Raw genomic sequence first — 20879 nt, 5'->3', positions numbered from 1 at the left:
CCAGTCATGCTTGGCATTACCGCGTTAGGAATACGATGAGCCACGACCCGAACTGTCTCTTTTGCAAGATCGCCGCCGGCGAGATTCCGTCGACTAAAGTCCACGAAGACGACGAGTTCGTCGCCTTCCGCGACATCCGTCCGGCGGCCGAGACCCATGTGCTGGTGATCCCGCGCAAGCACATTGCCACCCTCAGTGACTGCACCGAGAGCGATGCGCCGCTGCTTGGTAGAATGCTTGTTTTGACGGCGCGTCTTGCCGACCAGTTGGGCGTGTCGTACACAGGTGGCGAAACGGGCTTCCGCACGGTCATCAACACGGGGCCGGGCGGTGGGCAGGAGGTTTATCACCTGCACGCGCACATCCTGGCGGGGCCGCGCCCGTGGCAGCGCATGGGCTGACTGCGAAGATCGGGCGAGCGGCCCATGGGGTCGGCGTTGTTTTTGCTGCGTTGTAATTTCGGCGACGCGATCGCATGGCCACAATATGCACTGTGCCGCTGTAACGTAGAAGAAGCGCATCTGCTTCGATTCACGCCGCAAGGCAGACGATTTTTGCCGCATCACGTGCGGCGTCGGGGTTAAGGAGAGTAGTCATGGGTTCGTTGAGTATTTGGCATTGGTTGATCGTGTTGCTGATCGTGGCACTCGTGTTCGGCACGAAGAAGTTGCGCAATATCGGCGGCGACCTGGGTGGCGCCGTAAAGGGCTTCAAAGAAGGCATGAAGGAAGGCGAAACACCGGCCGAGACGCAGCAGCGCGAACTGCCGCGCAACGGCGCCGTCGATGTGGAAGCAAAGGAAAAGGCCCCGCGTTCGGGCGACTACCGCTAAGCCGCGGGCCAACCGCGTTACTGACGGACATTTCCCTCCATGCTGGACCTCGGTCTAACCAAGATGGCGCTGATTGGCGTCGTCGCGCTAGTCGTGCTCGGCCCTGAGCGCTTGCCGCGCGTCGCCCGCACGGCCGGCGCCCTGTTCGGTCGCGCTCAGCGGTATATCAACGACGTCAAGTCGGAAGTCACGCGGGAAATCGAACTCGACGAACTGCGTCGCATGAAAACCGAGTTCGAGACGGCGGCCAGCAATGTCCAGACCTCCGTGCAGGAAAACCTGCGCAAGCACGAGACGGAACTGAACGACGCGTGGAACAGCGGCACGTCGGTGTCGCCGAGCATTGCGGGCGGTGCGGTCGAAGACGCCGTCAATACTCCGTGGCAAGGCAGCGCGCCAGCCGGTGCGCTCAAGCGCAAGAACTGGCGAGTCAAGCAAACCGCAATGCCAACCTGGTACAAGCGCGCAACCACGCGCCGCACGCGCGTGCAGTCGGGCGCGGCGCGCGTCGCGCGGCATACGCCCGCCAGCATGCGTCGTCCGACGCGGTTTTTCTGATGACCAGAACGACAATCTCTAACCGAGGGCCGGTGTGAGCGACCCCCAGAAAAGTCAGGACGAAGGCGCTGAAGAGACCTTCATTTCTCACCTCGTTGAATTGCGCGACCGGATTATCCGCGCGGGCCTTGCCGTCATCGTGGTGTTTGTCGGCCTGGTGTATTGGGCGCCGGATATCTTCCGGCTGCTGGCGCGGCCGCTGATGCAGAACCTGCCCAAAGACGGCAAGATGATCGTGACCGACGTCACCGGCTCGTTCTTCGTGCCGATGAAAGTGACCATGCTGGTGGCTTTCGTGATCGCGCTGCCCATCGTGCTTTATCAGATCTGGGCGTTTGTCGCACCGGGTCTTTATCAGCATGAAAAGAAGCTGGTCGGGCCGTTGGTCGGCAGCAGCTATACGCTCTTTCTGTGCGGCATGGCGTTCGCGTACTTCGTCGTGTTCCCGACGATCTTTCGCGTAATGGCCCATTACAACGCGCCATTGGGCGCGGAGATGACGACCGATATCGACAACTATCTGAGCTTCGTGCTCACTATGTTCATTGCGTTTGGCGTGACGTTCGAAGTGCCGATCGTCGTCGTGCTGCTGGTGCGCATGAACGTAGTGACGCTGAAGAAGCTCAAGGAGATCCGGCCGTATGTGATCGTCGGCGCGTTCGTGATTTCGGCGGTGGTCACGCCGCCAGACGTGTTCTCTCAACTTATTCTCGCCATTCCGCTGATCGTGCTGTACGAGGCGGGGATCATCGCCGCGCGGTTGATCGTCGGCAAGCAGCCCGCGGTTGTCGAAGACGCGACGCCGCCGGCCTGAAGTGAACCCGCTACGGTGTTGCCGTGGCTCTGTCGATCGGTGACAGGCTAGCGGTGAATTGGTGTCGATCTTGCGGTAGTACCGCGGCAGCAATTACACAGCGCGGCCAAAACAAAAAGGGCAGTCCGTCATGGGCTGCCCTTTTTTGTGTTCCGCGTTCTGCCTCAATCCCACATGGCTTCGGCACCCGGCAGAGCTCAACCGCCGTCGTCGTCCTGCTGGTCGCTGTCTTCGACGGGTTGTTTCGGCGGCGGCGGGCGCTTGCCGATGGTCACGTCGAGATCGAGCTCGCGGTTCTTGCGCACCAGGTGCACCTTCGCGGCCGTGCCCGGCTTGATCTGCGCGATCACATTGAGCAAGCGGGTCGTGTCGGTGATTTCCTGGCCGTTCACGCTCATCAGAATGTCGCCTGGCTTGATACCGGCGCGGTCGGCCGGACCGTTCTTCAACACGCCCGCGACGATCGCGCCCGACTTCTGTTCGAGCCCGAACGACTCGGCAATTTCCGGTGTGACATCTTGAGGTTCAACGCCGATCCAGCCGCGCGTGACCGAACCCGTGGTGATGATGCTCTCGAGCACGCTGCGCGCCGTTGACACCGGAATCGCGAAGCCAATGCCGAGCGAACCGCCGGAGCGTGAATAAATGGCGGTGTTGATGCCGAGCAGATTGCCGTTCACGTCGACCAGTGCGCCGCCCGAATTGCCGGGATTGATCGCCGCGTCGGTCTGAATGAAGTTTTCAAATGTATTGATGCCGAGATGGTTGCGACCGAGCGCGCTGACAATGCCCATGGTGACCGTCTGCCCGACGCCGAACGGATTACCGATCGCGAGCACGACGTCGCCAACGCGGGTCTGTTCCATGCGACCCAAGGTGATGGTGGGCAGGTTGGTCATGTTGACCTTCAGCACGGCCAGATCCGTTTCCGGGTCGATGCCGATCACCTTGGCGTTCGTGGTGCGGCCGTCGGCCAACGCGATTTCGATCTGATCGGCGCCGTCGACCACGTGCTGGTTCGTTAGAATGTAACCTTCCGAACTCACTATCACGCCGGAGCCGAGGTTCGCGGCCGGCTGCTCGCGCTGCTTGCGATTGTTCTTGTCGCCGAAGAAGTAGCGGAACAGCGGATCTTTCGCGCGCGGATCCGGCGGCAGCGAGCCATCTTTGCTGGAAAAGACATTGACGACCGCAGGCATGGCCTTTTGAGCGGCGTCTGCATAAGACGCCGTTGCGGGCCCGCTACCCATGCCAGGTGCCACTTCCCGCAAGGCGACGATCGGTTCGGCAAGTTGCTTGCCGAATTGCCCTTGACGCTGGAGCCACTGCGGTTTGAGGGTCGCGATGATGAACATCAGCGCCAACAGCACAGTCACCGCTTGGGCAAAGAACAGCCAAAAGCGTCTAAGCATCTGAAGACTAGAGGTTTATATGGATCGGATCGAACTTGAATTGTACTTGAACAATCTCCTTGAAACCGCGCGCTTCAAGGACTATTGCCCCAATGGCCTGCAAGTCGAAGGGCGTCGCAAGATCAACAAGCTCGCAACGGGCGTGACCGCCTCGGTGGCGTTTCTGGAGGCCGCGCTGGACTGGGGCGCGGACGCCGTGCTTGTCCATCACGGCTATTTCTGGCGCAACGAGGCGCCGCAGATCACCGGCCGCAAATACGCGCGCCTGAAACTGCTGCTCGCGAACGACCTGAACATGTTCGCTTATCACTTGCCGCTCGACGACCATCCCGAACTGGGCAACAACGCGCAGATAGGCGCGAAGATGGGCTGGATCAGCGACGCGCGCTTCGGCGAGAACGACCTCGGCTGGCTCGCCACCTTCGCGATGCCGATCACGCTCGCGCACTTCACCGCCGAGATCGAACAGACGCTTGGCCGCACGCCGCTCGTGTTTGGCGACCCGGATCGCAGTCTGCGCCGCGTCGCGTGGTGTACGGGCGCTGCGCAAGGCATGTTCGACGCGGCGATCAACGCGGGCGCCGACGTTTATCTGACCGGCGAGGTGTCGGAGTCGGTCATGCACACGTCGGCGGAAAGCGGCGTCGCGTTTCTCGCGGCCGGGCATCATGCGACGGAGCGCTTCGGGGTGCAGGCGGTGGGCAAGCACTTGTCCGAGCAGTTCGATATCGAACACCTCTTTATCGATATCCCTAATCCGGTTTGATTCGCTTGAATCAGCAAATAGGCATTAGCTAAGCAAAAGGCACGAATAACGGAGGGGACACTTAAAAGGAGGTGCGAAAAAGTTTGCGATCCGTACGGAGAAACCCTTACCTATCAAGGGCTTCGCACGGTTTTTGGCAATCGGCCCTTGTAAATGGCGACTCCATTCGAGCAAACTAGCGGCGGTAGAAGCGACGTGAAGGAAAAATCCAACTCAGAAGTGGGGCGTGTGATGCGAGACAAGGAAGATGAACGCGTCGACGGCAGCCGCCGTAGCTGGCTGATAGCGACGACCGTAGCAGGTGGCATAGGAGGCGTTGCCACTGTCGTACCCTTTGTTAGTTCGTTTGCACCATCTGAAAAGGCCAAGGCAGCAGGTGCCCCGGTCGAAGTGGACATCAGCAATCTGAAGCCCGGCGACATGATGACCGTTGCATGGCGCGGCAAGCCGGTGTGGATCATCAACCGCACCGACAAGATGCTTGCCGATGTCCAGAAAGCCGATAACGAAGTAGCCGATCCCCACAGCAAGAACGTCTTTTCGATGCCATTGCCGGAGTACTGCAACAACGAATTCCGTGCACGCACCGACCGCAAGAACATATTTGTCGCCGTTGCCGTGTGCACCCATCTGGGCTGCACGCCAACGCCGCGCTTCATGGAGGGCGCGCAGCCCAATCTTCCTGACGACTGGCCAGGCGGCTTTCTGTGCCCGTGCCACGGTTCGACCTATGACATGGCCGGCCGCGTCTTCAAGAACAAACCTGCGCCGCAGAACCTCGACATCCCGCCTTACATGTTCACGGGAGCCAACGGGCTCGTGATCGGCAAGGACGAGAAAGGAGAAGCGTAATGGCGATCGAACACGAAGTAGAGACGACCGGGCTGGTCGGTTGGATCGACCGGCGCTTCCCCCTAACGTCCACCTGGAAAAAGCACGTCTCCGAATACTACGCACCGAAGAATTTCAACTTCTGGTACTTCTTCGGCTCGCTGGCGCTGCTGGTGCTGGTCAATCAGATCGTCACCGGCATTTTCCTCACGATGAACTACAAGCCCGACGCGACGCTCGCGTTCGCGTCGGTCGAGTACATCATGCGCGAAGTGCCGTGGGGCTGGCTGATCCGCTATATGCACTCCACGGGCGCGTCGATGTTCTTTGTCGTCGTGTATCTGCATATGTTCCGCGGCCTCATGTACGGCTCATATCGCAAGCCGCGCGAACTCGTATGGATTTTCGGCTGCGCGATCTTCCTGTGCCTGATGGCCGAAGCGTTCTTCGGTTACCTGCTCCCGTGGGGCCAGATGTCGTTCTGGGGCGCGCAGGTTATCGTCAACCTGTTCTCGGCGATTCCGTTCATCGGGCCGGACCTGTCGCTGTGGATTCGCGGCGACTACGTGGTGTCGGACGTCACGCTGAACCGCTTCTTCGCGTTCCACGTGATCGCGATACCGCTGGTGTTGCTTGGGCTCGTCGTCGCTCACCTGGTCGCGCTGCATGAAGTCGGGTCCAACAACCCGGACGGCATCGAGATCAAGGCGAAGAAAGACCCGGACGGCATTCCGCTCGACGGCATCCCGTTTCATCCGTACTACTCGGTGCACGATTTCTTCGGCGTGTCGATCTTCCTGATGATTTTCGCGGCGATTATTTTCTTCGCGCCGGAAATGGGCGGGTACTTCCTCGAGGCCAACAACTTCGTCCCCGCGAATCCGCTGCAAACACCTCAGGAAATCGCGCCGGTGTGGTACTTCACGGCCTTTTACGCGATGCTGCGCGCCACGACCGATCCGTTCAAGATCGTGCTGATGATCGTGATCGCGTTGCTCGGCCTGCTCGCGCTGGTGCGCGCCCGCGGCAAGTGGAAACTGGGTTTGCCGGTGCTTGCGGTGCTCGTGATTCTGGCAATGGCCTTCACCGAGTCGAAGTTCTGGGGCGTGGTTGTGATGGGCGGCGCGGTGATTTCGCTCTTCTTCCTGCCGTGGCTGGACCGCTCGCCGGTCAAGTCGATTCGTTACCGGCCGTTCTTCCACAAGGTGTTTTACGGGATCTTCGTGCTCGCTTTCCTGACGTTGGGCTTCCTCGGCACTAAACCGCCGTCGCCGGCCGCCACGTTGATTGCGCAGGTGTGCGCGCTGATCTACTTCGCGTTTTTCCTCGGCATGCCGTTCTGGACGAGGCTTGGCACGTTCAAGCAGCCGCCCGAGCGGGTGCGGTTCAAGTCCCACTAATGGCGAGCGAGGAGAACACGAAGATGAAGAAACTGCTTTCGACGTGCGCGCTGATCGGCGCGACACTGCTCGCGGTGCTGAGCGGCCCGGCGTATGCGGACGAGAATGTTCATCTCGACCGCGCGCCGGATAACGCGGACAATTTCGCTTCTTTGCAGCACGGCGCGCAATTGTTTGTAAACTACTGCCTGAATTGCCACAGCGCGAATCTGGTGCGCTACAACCGGCTGACCGATCTCGGCATTGCGCCAGCCGAGATTCAGTCGAACCTGCTTTTCACTACCGACAAGGTCGGCAACACGATGACCGTGGCAATGCGCCCGGACGACGCGAAGGCGTGGTTCGGCGCAAGTCCGCCGGATTTGTCGGTGGAAGCGCGGGCGCGCGGCAAGGACTGGCTCTACACGTATCTGCGCAGCTTTTATCGCGACAATACGCGGCCGACTGGCTGGAATAATCTGGTGTATGAAAACGTGAGCATGCCTCACGTGTTGTGGCAGCTTCAGGGGCAACGTACCGCGAAGTTCGGTGAAGAAGTCGACGAAAAAACGGGCGAAACGGTGCACAAATTTGTGGGTTTCCAGCAGGTCACTCCGGGGACGATGTCGCCGGTAGATTATGATTCTGCTGTGGCCGACCTTGTGTCGTATCTGTCCTGGATGTCCGAGCCGACTCAGAAAACCCGCAAACAGCTTGGCGTGTGGGTGCTGATGTTCCTCGGTATTTTGAGCTTTTTCGCCTGGCGACTGAACGCCGCGTACTGGAAACATATCAAATAATCACGCCGCTACACGGCGTGGGGCCGGCGCCAGGAAAAACCTGTTGAACGGTTTTTCCGCGCGCTGGCCCTTCAGCTTTTTGAGGAAACGTAAATCATGATGGTTCTGTATTCCGGCACAACTTGCCCGTTCTCCCAGCGTTGCCGGCTGGTGTTGTTCGAAAAGGGCATGGACTTCGAGATCCGCGACGTCGACCTGTTTAACAAGCCGGAAGACATCGCCGTGATGAATCCGTATGGTCAGGTGCCGATTCTCGTCGAACGGGACCTGATTCTGTACGAATCGAACATCATCAACGAATACATCGACGAGCGCTTTCCGCATCCGCAACTGATGCCGGCCGACCCGGTTCAACGCGCGCGTGCCCGTCTGTTCCTGCTGAACTTCGAGAAGGAACTGTTCGTCCACGTCGGCACGCTCGAAAACGAAAAGGGCAAGGCCGCGGAGAAGAATCACGAGAAAGCGCGCCTCGCCATCCGCGATCGCCTGACGCAACTCGCGCCGATCTTCCTGAAGAACAAGTACATGCTCGGCGAAGAGTTCTCGATGCTCGACGTCGCGATCGCGCCGCTCCTGTGGCGTCTCGATCACTACGGCATCGAACTGTCGAAGAATGCGGCGCCGCTGATGAAGTACGCCGAGCGCATTTTCAGCCGTCCCGCTTATATCGAGGCGCTGACGCCGTCGGAAAAGGTGATGCGTCGTTGAGTGTGGCTTTGGGTTGCGGGCTTCGCGCGGCGTCTCGCGCGCGGGTCCGCGCCCGGTAAGAGGACTGCTGATGCAAGAGATTTCCACCAAGCCGTACCTGCTGCGAGCGCTGTACGAATGGTGCACGGATAACGGCTACACGCCGCATATCGCAGTGCGCGTCGACAATCAGACGCGTGTGCCGCGGCAATTCGTGCGCGACAACGAGATTGTGTTGAACATCAGCTTCGAGGCTACGAGCCAGCTGCAAATGGGCAACGAGTGGGTCGAATTCAGCGCGCGTTTCTCCGGCAAGTCGCACAAGATTGAGGTGCCAGTCGCCAATATCCTCGCGATATACGCGCGCGAAAACGGGCAGGGCATGGCATTTCCGGTCGAGTCGACCGGAGGCGAGGCGCAGGATTCGGGCGCCGACGCCGAGACGGTCGAGCCGGCCGCCGCGCCGGTCGCTCCCAGTGCGCCTCGTGCGGTCGAAAGTCCGTCCGCACCTGACAGCGCCGCCAAAGCTGACCAGACGCCGGAGGGCGACCAGCCCGACGACGACGGTTCAAAAGGTGGCGGTAGGGCTCGCCTTAAGATCGTAAAATGAAGTAGAATCACGGCCTCATGCCGGCTTAGCTCATCAGGTAGAGCGCTTGACTTGTAATCATGAGGTGGCGGGTTCGAGTCCTGCAGCCGGCACCAGTAGTACGAAACGGGGTTTCTGTTCAGTCAGAAACCCCGTTTTTTATTTGGCGCTCATTGGGCACCTGGTCGGTCGCTACGAGGCCCACACGCGAACCATCACCGTTTTTCGCTTCTCGGTGAGCGGTTTTTAAGCCTCAAAATCGCCATATCTCTTTCACCTTGTCGATCGTGGACAAAATCGTCTACGTTCGCTGCGAACGGCGTGGCGAATACGATGCCGTGAGGCGGGGCGGCAGGGGTTACTATTCGGGTCGGGCCGGCACTACAGTTCGCTCATGCACGCTGCCCGCGCACACCAGCGCATAGCGCCGTCCAACCAAGCCACGTCTTACCGCGTCGCTCTCGCAACACGACCCACCTCATCATGACCAGCCCTGCAAGTATCACCTGGCCCGAAGCCGACGGCCCCCGCACCGCGCGTTGGCGCTCCGAAGCGGCGGTGCCCCCGCCCAAACGCGTGATCGTCGCCGACGACCGGACCACCGCCGACTCCGCCTACCGGCTCGCGTGCGAAGGCACCGCGCTTCTGTGGAACGGGGATTTCCAGAACGCGCGGCAACTGTTGCAGGCGGTGACGCGACGTCTGGAACGCAAGCCGCGCAAGCAAGGCGCAACGCCGCTGGAGGCGTTCAATCTGCACCGGCAGACGCAGTCGCAACGTGCGCGCACGCTCGGCATGATCCTGATACCGCTTGACGCGTCATATGTGATTCCGCTGCGCCGCGCGCCCGACGTGCAACAGGCGTGCATCGAGACCTATGGACCGCCGACCAATGAAGCGTCGGTCGTGTCGTTGCGCGAACTGCTCGGACTGATCGGCGCGCACGAGTGGCGCAAAAAGGGCGTGGAAATTCCCGCGCTCGGCGATCGCATTCATCCTTATTACGGCGTGTTTTCGCCGGTGCGCGGTGAATACGTGGATCTCGTTGCTCGGACTGCGCTGCCTTCGTTGAACAAGGCGTTCGATATCGGCACCGGTACTGGCGTGCTGTCGGCGTTGCTGGCAAAGCGCGGCGTGAAGAAGATCGTCGCCACCGACCAGGACCCACGAGCGCTTGCTTGCGCTCGGGAGAACATTGCGCGCCTCGGCTACGAACAGCAGGTCGAGGTCGTTCAAGCGGATCTGTTCCCTGAAGGCCGCGCGCCGCTGGTGGTTTGCAACCCGCCGTGGGTGCCGGCGCGGCCCGCATCACCGATCGAATATGCGGTCTACGATCCGGAAAGCCGAATGCTACTGGGCTTTCTCAACGGCCTGGCCGAGCATTTGTCGCCGGGCGGCGAAGGCTGGCTCATTTTGTCGGACTTCGCGGAGCATCTCGGTTTGCGCACCCGCGAGTGGTTGCTCGCCGCGATCGACGAGGCCGGCTTAACTGTGATCGGGCGCGAGGACATTCGTCCGAGGCATCCCAAATCTACCGACGAGACGGACCCGTTGCATGCAGCGCGGGTGGCCGAAGTTACGTCGCTGTGGCGGTTGAGGGCGCGCCCCTGACGCGAGTTTGAATCTGACGCGGCGCCCGCTTTACTGCGACGCGCCGCGCGCCCCTGCGAACGCTGCGGCGCCGCGCCCAGCGACGAGACCGCTCGCAAAGCACGCAGTCAGCAGATAGCCGCCTGTCGGCGCTTCCCAATCCAGCATTTCGCCCGCGCAGAAAACACCGGGCAAATGCTGGATCATCAAATGATGGTCCAGCGCTTCGAACGGAATGCCCCCGGCGCTGCTGATCGCTTCTGCAATCGGCCGGGCGCGTAAGAGTTTCACCGGGAGCGCCTTGATAGCGTGCGCGAGACGTGGGGCATCCGCGAACACGTCTTTCGGCAGCATCTCGTGCAGTAATGCGAGTTTGACACCGCTAATCCCAACCCTTCCCTGCAGATGACTTGATATCGACCGCGAGCCGCGCGGCCTCGTGACTTCTGACATCACTCGCTCCAAAGGCAAGCCTGGCGCCAGGTCCAGGGCGATAGTGAGTTCTCCGTCAGCACGAATTCGCTCGCGAATCGCGGCGGAAAGCGCATAGATCAGGCTCCCTTCGAGGCCCGTTTCCGTCAAAAGTATTTCACCTTGTCGATTGTGGACTTTTCCGTCTACATCGGTGAGTGAAATGGCGACGGACTTCACCGGCTGACCGGCGAAACGCTCGCGCAGGTAAGGGCTCCAGTCCGCGTCGAAGCCGCAGTTTGCAGGTTGCAGTGGCCGAACGGGTACGTCGCGGGAGGTGAGCAACGGAACCCAGGCGGCATCCGATCCGAGGCGAGGCCAACTTGCGCCGCCAAGTGCCAACACGACAGCGTCATAGGTCACGGCCCGCTCGCCGTCGGGCGTGGCGAACACAAGGGTATGCGCGGAGTGCGCCGCCGACGGCGCGTCGGCGGTCGCATCTTCGATCTGCCAGCCGATCCATTTTTGCCGCATGTGGAAGCGCACGCCTGCATCCCTCAATCGATGCAGCCAGGCGCGCAACATTGGCGCCGCTTTCATGTCGGTGGGGAAAACGCGTCCCGAACTGCCGACGAACGTCTCGACCCCAAGCTCTCCCAGCCAGCCGCGCAACGCGTCCGGCCCGAACGTCTGCAGCAGCGGCGCAATCCATTCGCGGCGGCGGCCGTAGCGATCGAGAAACGGCTCGAGCGGCTCCGAATGCGTGATGTTCATGCCGCCTTTGCCAGCCATCAGGAATTTACGGCCCACCGAGGGCATCGCGTCATGGACGTCGACCTGTACGCCTTGCAGGCGAAGCGCCTCGGCGGCCATCAGGCCAGCGGGTCCGCCGCCGATGACGGCGACGCGGGCGGAATCGAGGGAAGAGGACATGCGAGCCTGCAGATGAGCGAAAGAGGCGGCGCGCCGGCAGCGCTAACGCGTGCACGGTGCGAAGGGTGTGACAAACGACTACGGTGGCAGTGCGGAGGCGCTGGACCCTCAACAGCCCACGAAGCCCGCTATTTTCACACCGCATCCAGCGCGGAGCAAACGCACCTATCGCTAACCGGGCGTCAGAACGCTACATTCAGGCGCGCCTGGTCCCGGGCTTGTCCGCTCCACGGCTTTGTTATTCAGCATCGCCAACTATAATTTTTGGACACCTTCCATTGGGCGCGTTCGTGTCATTCCCCGCGCCATTCCCGCGTCAATACAAGCGACCGCGCTGTCCGGGCGCCGCATGCCATGGCATCGGGAGCGGTGCGCTTCGGTTTGAGCCTTGTGCCAGCGTGGATGGTCACACATATCGATCAAGGAGACTGCCATGACCCGCAAATACATCGACTGCCGGGAGTTCCCGAGCGAAACGAACTGCACGGTCGCACTATCGGCCGATAGCGAAGACGAGTTGCTCAACGCAGCCGTGCAACATGCCGTCAGCGTGCACAAGCACGACGACTCGCCTGAACTGCGCCAGCAATTGAGGACGCTTTTCCACGATGGCACGCCGCCGGTGGAAGCGCCGCGCGCGTGAATCGAGTGTTCTGGAAGAAGGAGCCACCACGGTGACTCGCAGGGGAGGCGAGCGGCGGGTGGCCGCTCGCGCGAGTCGCTATGTGGGTTCGATATGTCCGCGATTCCTCGCCGGACCTCAGCTCGGATAAGCCTCGTCTACCTTGAGGCCCGCAAGCTTGAAGATGACCCGCAGCGTTTGCGGTTTGATATCGCGCCGTGAAGCCAGCGTCGTCATCACGAAGTCGAGCACTTTCGCGTATTTGAGCAGTGTCAGACACGTTTCCATGTCGACGCTCCCGTCCCGCATGACTTCCGCGAGGCGAAGCATTTCGGTGGAGATGTCGCGGGCCATCTCGAGTTCAAGCTGCTGCTTTTCCGACCAGGCGGGCATGGCGGTGAGCTTCGCCATCATTTCCTGGAACTTCTGTTCGACGTTTCCGTTGGGTACCGTATCCATTGCTGCCTCTTCTATTATCCGGGCGCACGTTCAGTTGAGATCGCGGCGCGCTGCCGGTGACGTAACGTTCGGCCCATCTCACTGGGCCGCCCTCCCCACTTGCATCAGGGTCGTGTGTCCGTTACCACGACCGACAGCTTATTGTTATAGGCACCACGGCTTACGTTCTTGGGACTCCGGCAGCGCGAATCGGTTTCTGCGCCATACGTGAACGTCCCGCGTCGTGCCTGGCGAGCAGGAAGTGTTCCAGGATTGCTGCACTTCCTGCAGGTTTTTCGCGGCTCTTCGGTGAGCGGGCCGCGGTTTGGGTAAACTGGCAGCAACTTCTTCCTTTTTCCGTCACCTGACGCACGTTCGCGTCGCAATTGACGCCGGTCCCCCACGATGTCCAGCAAAACCCACGAAATCCGACCGAACCAGTCCATCGAATTGCTCAAGGAGCTTCACATCCTGACGCGCGACGGCAAGATGAACCAGGACAGCCGCCGCAAGCTCAAACAGGTCTACCATCTGTTCCAGTTCATCGAGCCGCTCCTCAAGGATCTGAAGGACCAGCAGGGGGCAATCACCCTTGTCGATCACGGCGCGGGCAAGTCATATCTAGGTTTTATCCTGTATGACCTGTTCTTCAAGGAATTTCAGGATGCCGCGGGTGGGGCGTCGCACATTTACGGCATCGAAACGCGCCAGGAGCTTGTCGCGCGGTCGGAGGAATTGGCGGCGCGCCTTGGCTTCAAGGGTATGTCGTTCGTGAATCTGTCGGTGGCGGAATCTATTACGTCCGACCGCTTACCGTCGCGGATCGATATTGTTACCGCGCTGCACGCCTGCAATACCGCAACGGACGACGCGATTCGCTTCGCCCTCGAAAAGAACGCGAAATATATCGTCGTCGTGCCGTGTTGTCAGGCTGAGGTAGCGGGCGTCTTACGTCAAAACAAAAGTAAATCGCTCGCCAGTGCGTTGACTGAAATCTGGCGGCATCCGTTGCATACGCGGGAATTCGGCAGCCAGATTACCAATGTGCTGCGCTGCCTTCAATTGGAGGCGCACGGTTACCAGGTCAGCGTAACCGAACTCGTGGGTTGGGAACATTCGATGAAAAACGAGCTGATCATCGCCCAATTCAAGGACCTGCCGCGGCGGCGCCCGGCGGAGCGGCTCAACGAGGTCATGCAAACGCTCGGTATCGAGGAATTGAAAGAGAGATTCTTCGTTTCCGCTTGAATCACGTTTTCATTAATTTATTCCAGCCGACCAGCCCTATTCGCCGAAGCGTTTCCTGATTGCGCTCATAAATAGCTTCCGGATCGGGAAATGCCTCAACCGCGCGTTCAATACTGTCTTCTCGAAGCAGATGAAAAATCGGGTAGGGCGCGCGGTTGGTGTAATTCTCGATATCGTCCGGCTCGGTGCCTTCAAACTGATAAGACGGGTGAAAGCTGGCGATCTGGATAATGCCAGTCAGGCGAAGCTGCTTCAGCATTCTTTCTGCGAAAAAAAGTGCGTCGTTATATTGCAGAAAATCTTCTAGCGCTTGAGGCACGATCAGTAGGGTGGTATCTACAGCGGCGGGGTCGCCGGCGGCGAGACCGTTGAGCTCGGTTTCTAGGTCGGCTAGCACACCTTCCAGATCGGTCGCGGCGCTAACCGCGTAGCGGATTTGTCCCTTCACATGGACGGCCTTTGTGAACGGACACAGATTGAGTCCGATCACGGCTTCCGTCAGCCAGTGACGGGTGGCGGCAACGACAGCGTCGTGCGATTCAGGGGACAACGTCATGGCAGGCTGCGAAAAGGGAAAAGACGGCAAAGAGCCATTCTAACGGCGCGTGTGCCGAGCCAGTGCGCGATTGCCTCGAGCAACGCCGCGGAATAAACGGCACAACGAAACGGCCAACGAAGCCGCGAAAGAGCCAAAGCCGGGCCACGCGCAATCCGCTGCCGGCTAACGCCCCGTTTTCCCGCCACACGCCGCGGCGATAAGCTGCGCGGCGGCTTTCGGCGCGGCGTGCACGGGACTCGATCCAGCGCGGTAGGTCTGACTCGCCGCATACACGCCCTCGATCAACAAAGCCAGGGAACTGGCGAGCATCTCAGGATCGTCAGCGCCTGCGGCACCTGCTAACTCCGTCAGGCGTGCCAGCAAACGCTCCTTGTTCCGGAACACGAATTGCCGTGCAGGATGCGCGGTATCGGGGAACTCCACCGCGACGTTCACGAACGGACAGCCGCGATAGCCTTCCGCCGACGCCCGCGCGGCGAGATCGTCGAAATATTGCTGCAGCTGCTTTGCGGGCTCTCCGGAATGCTTCGCGAAGCTCGCTTCGACATAGCCGAAGAACTGAGCCTCTTTGCGCTCCAGATAAGCCATCACCAGATCGTCTTTCGACGAGAACTGGCGGTACAGACTCATCTTGTTCACGCCAGCGCGCTCGACGACCGCATCGACGCCGACCGCGCGCACGCCTTCACGGTAGAACAGTTCATCCGCCGCGCGTAACAGATGCTGTTGCGCCTCCGGCCCAGTTGTGTGGCCACCGCGTGCTCGCCGCGAGCGGGACGAAGCAGCATTTCCCGCTGTAGAGCCTCGCTTGGAGCCTTCGCTGTCAGACATGGGTGCTCCCAAATTCAATTGACGCCTTGACATGTTACCGACCGGTAACTAAGATCGCAACACTATTGTGACTGATCTGTCACAAGTCCCTTACTCAAACCGTAATAATGCGAACGGCGCGGCGAATCTGACGACGCCGACAGGAGAGCCGATGAACTGGGCAGCGAGACTGATAGGCAGGCGTTTCCACTACGGCTGGTTGACCGTGGCCGTGGTGTTTCTGGTGCTTCTGGCGGCGGCGGGCACGCGCGCTACACCGAGCGTGATGATGGTCCCGCTCGAGCATCAGTTTGGCTGGAGCCGTGGCACCATTTCGCTGGCAATCTCCGTGAACATCGCGCTATACGGGCTAATGGGGCCGTTTGCGGCTGCGGCGATGCAGCGTTTCGGCGTGCGCCCCACGCTGCTCATTGCGCTCGGCACCATGGCGGCGGGCGTCGCCTTGTCGTCGCTCATGACACACCCTTGGCAGATGATCCTGATCTGGGGCGTGATGGTTGGCGGTTCGACGGGCGTGGCAGCGCTGTCGTTGTCGGCGACCGTCGTGACACGCTGGTTCACCACGCATCGCGGACTCGTCATGGGGATTCTGACCGCCAGTTCCGCGACCGGCCAACTCGTGTTCCTGCCGATGCTCGCGGCCATCGTCGAGCACTACGGCTGGCGCCAGGTGGTGTGGGTCGTCGCGGCGGTTGCGGCGATCGTGCTGCCGCTGGTTGCGTTCCTGCTCCCCGAACGGCCGTCCGACGTCGCGCTGCGCCCTTACGGCGAGCCGCACGACGCACCGGTGTCCGCGACGGCGACAAAACAGAATCCGCTCGCGATCGCCTTCGGCACACTCGCCATGGCGAGCAAAACACGCGATTTCTGGCTGCTGTTCTTCAGCTTTTTCATTTGCGGGGCGAGCACGAACGGCTACGTCGGCACGCACCTGATTGCGATGTGCGGCGATTACGGCATGTCGGAAGTGCAGGGCGCGTCGCTGCTTGCCGCGATGGGCATCTTCGATCTGTTCGGCACGACGCTCTCCGGCTGGCTGTCCGATCGCTTCAATAGCCGCGTGCTGCTGTTCTGGTACTACGGACTGCGCGGCTTGTCGCTCATGTATCTGCCGCACGCTTTCGGCATCGACTTTTTCGGTTTGCCGCTCTTTGCTGTGTTCTACGGGCTCGACTGGATTGCGACCGTCCCGCCGACCGTGCGTCTCGCGACGGACGTCTACGGCAAGGAGGCGGCTCCCGTGGTGTTTGGCTGGGTGGTTGCCGGGCATCAACTCGGCGCGGCGTTCGCGGCGCTCGGCGCGGGCATGCTGCGCGCGAGCCTCGGCACCTACACCGTGGCGTCGATGATTTCCGGCGGTCTGTGCCTCGTGGCCGCCGTCATCGTGTTGCGCATCAATCGTCCCGCCAAGGCGCCGCAGCCTCAGGCGGCCTAGACCGGTTACACGGAAAGACGCGGCGCACGGCAGAGCGCCTGCGCCTTTCCACGCTACGGAAAATCTATCCGCTCGCTTCATGCAGCGCGCGCGCCGAACCCCGGTTATGCTATGTGACCTTCGGGCAGCCGCCCGCGATCATGAATTTCTACCGAGAGAAGCGCATGGCCCACAAACCCGCCCCTTCCGCAGTTGCCATTCACGAGCTGATTGCCGGTCGCTGGAGCCCGCGCGCGTATTCGAGCGAGCCGGTGAGCCGCGAGAACCTGCACGCGGTGCTGGAAGCGGCACGCTGGGCACCTTCGTCGTATAACGCTCAACCGTGGCGTTTTCTTGTGTTCGATCGCAGCGTCGACGAAGTCGCGTTCAAGCAGGCGTTCGCCACCCTCGTGCCGTTCAACCAGGCCTGGAACGCGCCCGCGCCCGTGCTGATCGCCGTTACCACACTCACGCGCACGAACAAGGGCGAGGTGAACCGCTGTGCTCAATACGACGCAGGCGCGGCCGCGATGGCGCTCGTGTTGCAAGCGCACGCGCTCGGCCTCGCCGCGCATCAGATGAGCGGCTTCGACCCGAACGCGTTTCGCAAGGCTTTTGACCTCCCGACCGACGTCGAACCGATCGCCTTCATTTCGCTGGGCCATTTCGGCGATGTCGAGAAGCTCGACCCGGTTTTGCGCGAACGCGAAAAGTCGGTGCGGCAGCGTCTGCCGTTGGCGGAGATCGCCTACGGCGGCGGCTGGAAGAAGCCGTTCTGAGCAAGTCCGTCAGCTTCAACCGTTTTACAGGAACGCGCGGCGCAGACCGCGCGTTTTTGCGTCGACGTTTCTACGGCGCGTCGTCGGTTACGCTCGAAAGCGGCGCCGCCACATGTTCGAGAGATTTGCGCTCCGCGTCCACGCCCCACACCGCCGCGATCACGGCCGCCGCGAGCATCAGCGCCGACCCGACCAGATAGCCCGAAAACACTTCGCTGCGTTGATGCGTGTCGATCAGCCGTCCGAAGAAGGCCGGTCCGGCAATCCCGCCGAGCGCCGTGCCGAACGCATAGAACACGGCGATCGCGAGTGCGCGGATCTCCAGAGGAAACGATTCGCTGACCGTCAAATAGGCCGAACTTGCCGCGGCGGACGCGAAAAAGAAAATCACCATCCACGCAATCGTCTGGGTGACGACCGTCAGCATGTGTTGCTCGAAAAGGTAGCCGCTGACTGTCAGCAGAATCGCCGAAATTGCGTAGGTCGACGCGATCATCTTGCGCCGCCCGATCACGTCGAACAGCCGGCCAAGGAGCAACGGTCCAAGAAAATTGCCGAGCGCGAAAGGCAGCAAGTACCAGCCGATGTGGTCGCCGGGCACGCCGTAGAAATCCGTCAGCACCAGGGCATAGGTGAAGAAGATTGCGTTGTAGAAAAACGCCTGCGCGGTCATCAGCGACAGGCCGAGCAGCGCTCGCCGCCGGTGCAGATTGAACAACGTGTGGAACACTTCGCGCAGCGGCGTGTATCCGCGCGCGCGCAGACGCAGACGCGTGAGACCAAGCGTGGAAAGCGTGTGGCCTTCGTTGCGAAAGCGCGTTTCGATTCCGTCGACGATCGCGTGCGCGTCCCGCTCGTTGCCGTGGGTGAGCAGCCAGCGCGGGCTTTCCGGCACCCAGATACGCATTGGCAGCACGATCAGCGCGAGCGCCGCGCCGATGAAAAAGCACGCACGCCAGCCCCAGTCGCCCGGCACCACGTGAGGATCGAGCAGAATCAGCGAGCCCGCCGCGCCGAGCCCGGCGCCGACCCAGAAGGTACCGTTGATCGCCAGATCGACCCAGCCGCGCACGCGAGGCGGCGTGAATTCCTGAATCGTCGAATTGATCGCGGTGTATTCGCCGCCAATGCCCGCGCCCGTCAAAAAGCGGAACAGCAGAAAGCTGGCGAGATTCCACGAAACCGCGGTCGCAGCGGTCGCGGCGAGATACAGCCCCAGCGTAATGAAAAACAGCTTCCGACGGCCCAGGCGGTCCGTGAGCCAGCCGAAGCCGAGCGCGCCAAGTACGGCGCCGGCGATGTAAGCGCTGCCGGCGAGACCCACGTCCGCATTGGTGAAACGCAGCGCCGGACTCGCCTTGAGCGCGCTCGCGACCGCCCCGGCCAGTGTTACTTCGAGTCCATCGAGCAGCCATGTCACGCCTAGTGCTATGACGATCAGCGTGTGGAAGCGCCCCCAAGGCAGCCGGTCGAGCCGCGACGGCAGATCGGTTTCGATAGTCGCTGTTGTTTTGCGCTCGGCATCGGCGACAGGCGGCGCGCTCATTGCTGAAGGTCTCCTTGGTGGCGATAATTTTGCGGCGACACTTTGCCGGTGAAGTCCGGTTGACTCAGTGCCCCGAATTCGGCACTCAGGCAGCAGGAGGCAGCAATTTGTATTCCGCAGTTGCCAGCTTGCGCTTCTATTGGCAAGTTGATGCTGATCCGGCTTTCGTGATACAAAGCCGCTCCCCCTTCCTGTCCGCGCCAGCCGTTAGCGGCGATTCCTGCCATGAACTATTGCGCGATTGACTTCGGTACTTCCAACTCGGCCGTAGCCGTTCCCGACGGCGCTGCGCTCAGGCTCGCGCCGGTCGAAGGCGCCTATACGACGCTGCCCACGTCCGTTTTCTTCAATACGGACGAGGACACGCGCGAATTCGGGCGTGCGGCGCTTGCGGCGTACATCGACGGTTTCGACGGCCGGCTGATGCGCTCGATGAAAAGCATTCTGGGCTCGCCGCTTGCCGACAACTCGACCGATCTCGGCGACGGCTCCGCGATCAAGTACACCGATGTGATTGCGATTTTCCTCGACCATCTGAAACGCTCTGCGGAAAAAAGCGCCGGGGCGCCGATCGATCGCGCGGTGCTCGGCCGCCCGGTTTTCTTCGTCGACGACGATCCGCGCGCCGATCAGATGGCGCAAAAGCAGCTTGAAACGGCGGCGCGCGCGGTCGGTTTGCGAGACATTCACTTTCAGTTTGAGCCGATCGCCGCCGCATTCGACTACGAATCGCGTCTCACGCGCGAGGGGCTCGTGCTGGTGGCCGACATCGGCGGCGGTACATCGGACTTTTCGCTGGTGCGCGTCGGCCCCGAGCGGATGAAGCGCGTGGAGCGCAAAGACGATGTGCTCGCCCACCACGGCGTACACGTCGCGGGCACAGACTTCGACCGCCGCGTCGAATTAACGACCATTCTGCGCGAACTCGGCTATCAGACGCTCGATCCGGAAGGCCGCGAGATTCCGAACCGCGTCTATTTCGATCTGGCGACCTGGCATCTGATCAACACCGTTTATGCGCCGAAGCGCGTCAGCGAGTTGGGGCTCATGCGGCACCTGTTCACCGAGGTCAAGCACCATGACCGCTTGATGCGCGTGGTGGAGCGGCGCCTTGGGCATGCGCTGGCGGCGCACGCGGAAGAAGCGAAGATCGGCGTCGCGGCAGGCGGCGAAACCGTGATCGACCTCGACGAAGTGGAGGACGATCTGCGTCTTGCATTCGACGAAGCTCAGCTTATCGAAGCGGGTCAGGAAGAAACGCGCCGCATCGTGGCGGCTGCGCGCGACACGGTGCAGGCGGCCGGTGTTTCGATCCGCGACGTAAGCGCGGTTTACTTCACGGGCGGCTCGACGGGGCTCGCGTTTCTGTCCGGCGCATTGGCGCAGGCGTTTCCGGATGCGGAAGCAGTATTCGGCGATCGTCTGGCGAGTGTCGCAACGGGACTCGGTATTCACGCGCAACGCGTGTTCGCATAAGCGGAAATCATCGCTCGCATACTGCGAAGATAATCACCGCTTGCAATGGAGACCGATATAAAAAAACCCCGCCATGGCGGGGTTTTTTGCGTCCAGAAGGAAGCAGCGTAGCGCTTACACCGGCTTGATGTTCGCAGCTTGCTTGCCCTTCGGGCCCGTCTTCACTTCAAACGTGACCTTTTGATTCTCTTGCAGCGTCTTGAAGCCTTCCGTGCGGATTTCCGAGAAATGCGCGAACAGATCTTCGCCGCCGCCGTCAGGCGTGATAAAGCCGAAGCCCTTTGCGTCATTGAACCACTTGACGGTACCGGTTTCCATATTACTTGTTCCTAAAGATGGTAAATAAGGCCGAAGCCCAATGGGT

24 protein-coding genes and 1 tRNA gene are annotated in these 20879 nt (G+C 61.1%); 17 read left to right on the top strand and 8 right to left on the bottom strand.

The annotated features are described in order from the left end of the window. Positions 1 to 35: 35 nt before the first annotated feature. From OH764_RS15435 to tatC, 4 genes are all read left to right on the top strand, one after another. A complete protein-coding gene (locus OH764_RS15435) occupies positions 36 to 401 on the top strand; it encodes a histidine triad nucleotide-binding protein (protein ID WP_498847362.1) in 366 nt (121 codons plus the stop codon). Between the two features lie 194 nt (positions 402 to 595). Beyond that, complete coding sequence (tatA, locus tag OH764_RS15430) at positions 596 to 832, top strand: Sec-independent protein translocase subunit TatA (protein ID WP_020070654.1); 237 nt, start codon at positions 596 to 598, stop codon at positions 830 to 832. A 39-nt stretch (positions 833 to 871) separates the two neighbouring features. Next, a complete protein-coding gene (gene tatB, locus OH764_RS15425; protein ID WP_498847361.1) occupies positions 872 to 1390 on the top strand; it encodes a Sec-independent protein translocase subunit TatA/TatB in 519 nt (172 codons plus the stop codon). Between the two features lie 34 nt (positions 1391 to 1424). Continuing rightward, positions 1425 to 2204 (top strand): twin-arginine translocase subunit TatC, encoded by a 780-nt coding sequence (tatC, locus tag OH764_RS15420; protein WP_027779461.1) that lies wholly within the window; start codon positions 1425 to 1427, stop codon positions 2202 to 2204. 197 nt (positions 2205 to 2401) lie between these two features. Here the strand turns inward: tatC and OH764_RS15415 are convergent, their stop codons facing one another. Further along, positions 2402 to 3616: a Do family serine endopeptidase gene (locus OH764_RS15415; protein WP_027779460.1), complete on the bottom strand. Its 1215-nt coding sequence runs from the start codon at positions 3614 to 3616 to the stop codon at positions 2402 to 2404. A gap of 19 nt (positions 3617 to 3635) precedes the next feature. Here OH764_RS15415 and OH764_RS15410 point away from each other — a divergent pair, with 19 nt between their 5' ends. The 8 genes from OH764_RS15410 (at position 3636) to OH764_RS15375 (ending at position 10279) form a co-directional block, all read left to right on the top strand. Then, complete coding sequence (locus OH764_RS15410) at positions 3636 to 4382, top strand: Nif3-like dinuclear metal center hexameric protein (RefSeq protein WP_020070658.1); 747 nt, start codon at positions 3636 to 3638, stop codon at positions 4380 to 4382. Between the two features lie 231 nt (positions 4383 to 4613). Further along, positions 4614 to 5234 (top strand): ubiquinol-cytochrome c reductase iron-sulfur subunit, encoded by a 621-nt coding sequence (petA, locus tag OH764_RS15405; RefSeq protein WP_498848838.1) that lies wholly within the window; start codon positions 4614 to 4616, stop codon positions 5232 to 5234. After that, positions 5234 to 6613 (top strand): cytochrome b, encoded by a 1380-nt coding sequence (locus OH764_RS15400; protein ID WP_027779458.1) that lies wholly within the window; start codon positions 5234 to 5236, stop codon positions 6611 to 6613. Before petA ends, OH764_RS15400 begins: the two co-directional genes overlap by 1 nt. Before the next feature lie 23 nt (positions 6614 to 6636). Then, positions 6637 to 7392 carry a cytochrome c1 gene (locus OH764_RS15395; protein WP_027805049.1) on the top strand — a complete coding sequence of 252 codons (756 nt, stop codon included), beginning with the start codon at positions 6637 to 6639 and terminating at the stop codon, positions 7390 to 7392. Between the two features lie 96 nt (positions 7393 to 7488). Beyond that, positions 7489 to 8100 carry a glutathione S-transferase N-terminal domain-containing protein gene (locus tag OH764_RS15390; protein ID WP_006052302.1) on the top strand — a complete coding sequence of 204 codons (612 nt, stop codon included), beginning with the start codon at positions 7489 to 7491 and terminating at the stop codon, positions 8098 to 8100. 70 nt (positions 8101 to 8170) lie between these two features. Continuing rightward, complete coding sequence (locus tag OH764_RS15385) at positions 8171 to 8689, top strand: stringent starvation protein B (protein WP_498847360.1); 519 nt, start codon at positions 8171 to 8173, stop codon at positions 8687 to 8689. A 19-nt stretch (positions 8690 to 8708) separates the two neighbouring features. After that, positions 8709 to 8784 (top strand) — tRNA-Thr (locus OH764_RS15380). Between the two features lie 367 nt (positions 8785 to 9151). Next, entirely contained in the window at positions 9152 to 10279 is a 1128-nt protein-coding gene (locus OH764_RS15375; RefSeq protein WP_498847359.1) for a class I SAM-dependent methyltransferase, read from the top strand. Between the two features lie 30 nt (positions 10280 to 10309). On the opposite strand, the gene OH764_RS15370 is transcribed toward OH764_RS15375, so the two are convergent. Continuing rightward, positions 10310 to 11602 carry a Rossmann-fold NAD(P)-binding domain-containing protein gene (locus OH764_RS15370; RefSeq protein WP_498847358.1) on the bottom strand — a complete coding sequence of 431 codons (1293 nt, stop codon included), beginning with the start codon at positions 11600 to 11602 and terminating at the stop codon, positions 10310 to 10312. A 433-nt stretch (positions 11603 to 12035) separates the two neighbouring features. Between OH764_RS15370 and OH764_RS15365 the strand changes: the two genes are divergently transcribed. Next, the gene (locus OH764_RS15365) at positions 12036 to 12245 is read left to right on the top strand and encodes a DUF1059 domain-containing protein (RefSeq protein ID WP_498847357.1); all 210 of its coding nucleotides are present in this window, start codon (positions 12036 to 12038) and stop codon (positions 12243 to 12245) included. A gap of 117 nt (positions 12246 to 12362) precedes the next feature. Here OH764_RS15365 and OH764_RS15360 read toward each other — a convergent pair whose 3' ends face one another. Further along, positions 12363 to 12683, bottom strand: coding sequence for a type II toxin-antitoxin system HicA family toxin (locus OH764_RS15360; RefSeq protein ID WP_013589753.1), 321 nt, complete (start codon positions 12681 to 12683; stop codon positions 12363 to 12365). Between the two features lie 384 nt (positions 12684 to 13067). Here OH764_RS15360 and OH764_RS15355 point away from each other — a divergent pair, with 384 nt between their 5' ends. Beyond that, entirely contained in the window at positions 13068 to 13910 is an 843-nt protein-coding gene (locus OH764_RS15355; protein ID WP_027779452.1) for a class I SAM-dependent methyltransferase, read from the top strand. Position 13911: 1 nt separating this feature from the next. Here OH764_RS15355 and OH764_RS15350 read toward each other — a convergent pair whose 3' ends face one another. Both OH764_RS15350 and OH764_RS15345 read right to left on the bottom strand, forming a co-directional pair. After that, positions 13912 to 14466, bottom strand: a complete 555-nt coding sequence (locus tag OH764_RS15350) for a DUF1415 domain-containing protein (RefSeq protein ID WP_498847356.1) — start codon at positions 14464 to 14466, stop codon at positions 13912 to 13914. A gap of 165 nt (positions 14467 to 14631) precedes the next feature. Next, a complete protein-coding gene (locus tag OH764_RS15345) occupies positions 14632 to 15300 on the bottom strand; it encodes a TetR/AcrR family transcriptional regulator (RefSeq protein ID WP_498847355.1) in 669 nt (222 codons plus the stop codon). Between the two features lie 151 nt (positions 15301 to 15451). Between OH764_RS15345 and OH764_RS15340 the strand changes: the two genes are divergently transcribed. Both OH764_RS15340 and OH764_RS15335 read left to right on the top strand, forming a co-directional pair. Further along, complete coding sequence (locus tag OH764_RS15340) at positions 15452 to 16735, top strand: MFS transporter (RefSeq protein WP_020070669.1); 1284 nt, start codon at positions 15452 to 15454, stop codon at positions 16733 to 16735. Positions 16736 to 16899: 164 nt separating this feature from the next. After that, positions 16900 to 17493, top strand: coding sequence for a nitroreductase family protein (locus tag OH764_RS15335; protein WP_498847354.1), 594 nt, complete (start codon positions 16900 to 16902; stop codon positions 17491 to 17493). Between the two features lie 70 nt (positions 17494 to 17563). On the opposite strand, the gene OH764_RS15330 is transcribed toward OH764_RS15335, so the two are convergent. Together OH764_RS15330 and OH764_RS15325 are read right to left on the bottom strand one after the other, a co-directional pair. Continuing rightward, positions 17564 to 19039, bottom strand: coding sequence for an MFS transporter (locus OH764_RS15330; RefSeq protein WP_498847353.1), 1476 nt, complete (start codon positions 19037 to 19039; stop codon positions 17564 to 17566). Beyond that, on the bottom strand, positions 19036 to 19266 hold the full coding sequence (locus OH764_RS15325; RefSeq protein ID WP_498847352.1) for a hypothetical protein: 231 nt from the start codon (positions 19264 to 19266) through the stop codon (positions 19036 to 19038). Before OH764_RS15325 ends, OH764_RS15330 begins: the two co-directional genes overlap by 4 nt. On the opposite strand from OH764_RS15325, the gene OH764_RS15320 reads away from it, so the two are divergent. Further along, the gene (locus OH764_RS15320) at positions 19265 to 20515 is read left to right on the top strand and encodes an Hsp70 family protein (RefSeq protein WP_498847351.1); all 1251 of its coding nucleotides are present in this window, start codon (positions 19265 to 19267) and stop codon (positions 20513 to 20515) included. The two genes, OH764_RS15325 and OH764_RS15320, sit on opposite strands and share 2 nt — an antisense overlap. A 114-nt stretch (positions 20516 to 20629) precedes the next feature. On the opposite strand, the gene OH764_RS15315 is transcribed toward OH764_RS15320, so the two are convergent. Next, positions 20630 to 20833, bottom strand: a complete 204-nt coding sequence (locus tag OH764_RS15315) for a cold-shock protein (RefSeq protein ID WP_007180251.1) — start codon at positions 20831 to 20833, stop codon at positions 20630 to 20632. Positions 20834 to 20879 lie beyond the last annotated feature (46 nt).

This window comes from Burkholderia sp. M6-3 (assembly GCF_050858985.1).
In the GTDB taxonomy this organism is placed as follows: Bacteria; Pseudomonadota; Gammaproteobacteria; order Burkholderiales; family Burkholderiaceae; genus Paraburkholderia; species Paraburkholderia caledonica.
Note: the sequence above shows the minus strand (reverse complement) of the source record. Positions and strands in the feature narration are given on the sequence as shown.

What these genes read in the sequence shown, in the direction of transcription:
- petA (WP_498848838.1), top strand. Translation starts at nt 4,614, where the DNA reads ATGCGAGACAAGGAAGATGAACGCGTCGACGGCAGCCGCCGTAGCTGG.
- tatB (WP_498847361.1), top strand. Translation starts at nt 872, where the DNA reads ATGCTGGACCTCGGTCTAACCAAGATGGCGCTGATTGGCGTCGTCGCG.
- OH764_RS15400 (WP_027779458.1), top strand. Translation starts at nt 5,234, where the DNA reads ATGGCGATCGAACACGAAGTAGAGACGACCGGGCTGGTCGGTTGGATC.
- OH764_RS15390 (WP_006052302.1), top strand. Translation starts at nt 7,489, where the DNA reads ATGATGGTTCTGTATTCCGGCACAACTTGCCCGTTCTCCCAGCGTTGC.
- OH764_RS15330 (WP_498847353.1), bottom strand. Translation starts at nt 19,039, where the DNA reads ATGAGCGCGCCGCCTGTCGCCGATGCCGAGCGCAAAACAACAGCGACT.
- OH764_RS15355 (WP_027779452.1), top strand. Translation starts at nt 13,068, where the DNA reads ATGTCCAGCAAAACCCACGAAATCCGACCGAACCAGTCCATCGAATTG.
- OH764_RS15345 (WP_498847355.1), bottom strand. Translation starts at nt 15,300, where the DNA reads ATGTCTGACAGCGAAGGCTCCAAGCGAGGCTCTACAGCGGGAAATGCT.
- OH764_RS15415 (WP_027779460.1), bottom strand. Translation starts at nt 3,616, where the DNA reads ATGCTTAGACGCTTTTGGCTGTTCTTTGCCCAAGCGGTGACTGTGCTG.
- OH764_RS15435 (WP_498847362.1), top strand. Translation starts at nt 36, where the DNA reads ATGAGCCACGACCCGAACTGTCTCTTTTGCAAGATCGCCGCCGGCGAG.
- OH764_RS15340 (WP_020070669.1), top strand. Translation starts at nt 15,452, where the DNA reads ATGAACTGGGCAGCGAGACTGATAGGCAGGCGTTTCCACTACGGCTGG.
- OH764_RS15320 (WP_498847351.1), top strand. Translation starts at nt 19,265, where the DNA reads ATGAACTATTGCGCGATTGACTTCGGTACTTCCAACTCGGCCGTAGCC.
- OH764_RS15365 (WP_498847357.1), top strand. Translation starts at nt 12,036, where the DNA reads ATGACCCGCAAATACATCGACTGCCGGGAGTTCCCGAGCGAAACGAAC.
- OH764_RS15385 (WP_498847360.1), top strand. Translation starts at nt 8,171, where the DNA reads ATGCAAGAGATTTCCACCAAGCCGTACCTGCTGCGAGCGCTGTACGAA.
- OH764_RS15370 (WP_498847358.1), bottom strand. Translation starts at nt 11,602, where the DNA reads ATGTCCTCTTCCCTCGATTCCGCCCGCGTCGCCGTCATCGGCGGCGGA.
- OH764_RS15395 (WP_027805049.1), top strand. Translation starts at nt 6,637, where the DNA reads ATGAAGAAACTGCTTTCGACGTGCGCGCTGATCGGCGCGACACTGCTC.
- OH764_RS15410 (WP_020070658.1), top strand. Translation starts at nt 3,636, where the DNA reads ATGGATCGGATCGAACTTGAATTGTACTTGAACAATCTCCTTGAAACC.
- OH764_RS15325 (WP_498847352.1), bottom strand. Translation starts at nt 19,266, where the DNA reads ATGGCAGGAATCGCCGCTAACGGCTGGCGCGGACAGGAAGGGGGAGCG.
- OH764_RS15360 (WP_013589753.1), bottom strand. Translation starts at nt 12,683, where the DNA reads ATGGATACGGTACCCAACGGAAACGTCGAACAGAAGTTCCAGGAAATG.
- tatA (WP_020070654.1), top strand. Translation starts at nt 596, where the DNA reads ATGGGTTCGTTGAGTATTTGGCATTGGTTGATCGTGTTGCTGATCGTG.
- OH764_RS15375 (WP_498847359.1), top strand. Translation starts at nt 9,152, where the DNA reads ATGACCAGCCCTGCAAGTATCACCTGGCCCGAAGCCGACGGCCCCCGC.
- OH764_RS15315 (WP_007180251.1), bottom strand. Translation starts at nt 20,833, where the DNA reads ATGGAAACCGGTACCGTCAAGTGGTTCAATGACGCAAAGGGCTTCGGC.
- OH764_RS15335 (WP_498847354.1), top strand. Translation starts at nt 16,900, where the DNA reads ATGGCCCACAAACCCGCCCCTTCCGCAGTTGCCATTCACGAGCTGATT.
- OH764_RS15350 (WP_498847356.1), bottom strand. Translation starts at nt 14,466, where the DNA reads ATGACGTTGTCCCCTGAATCGCACGACGCTGTCGTTGCCGCCACCCGT.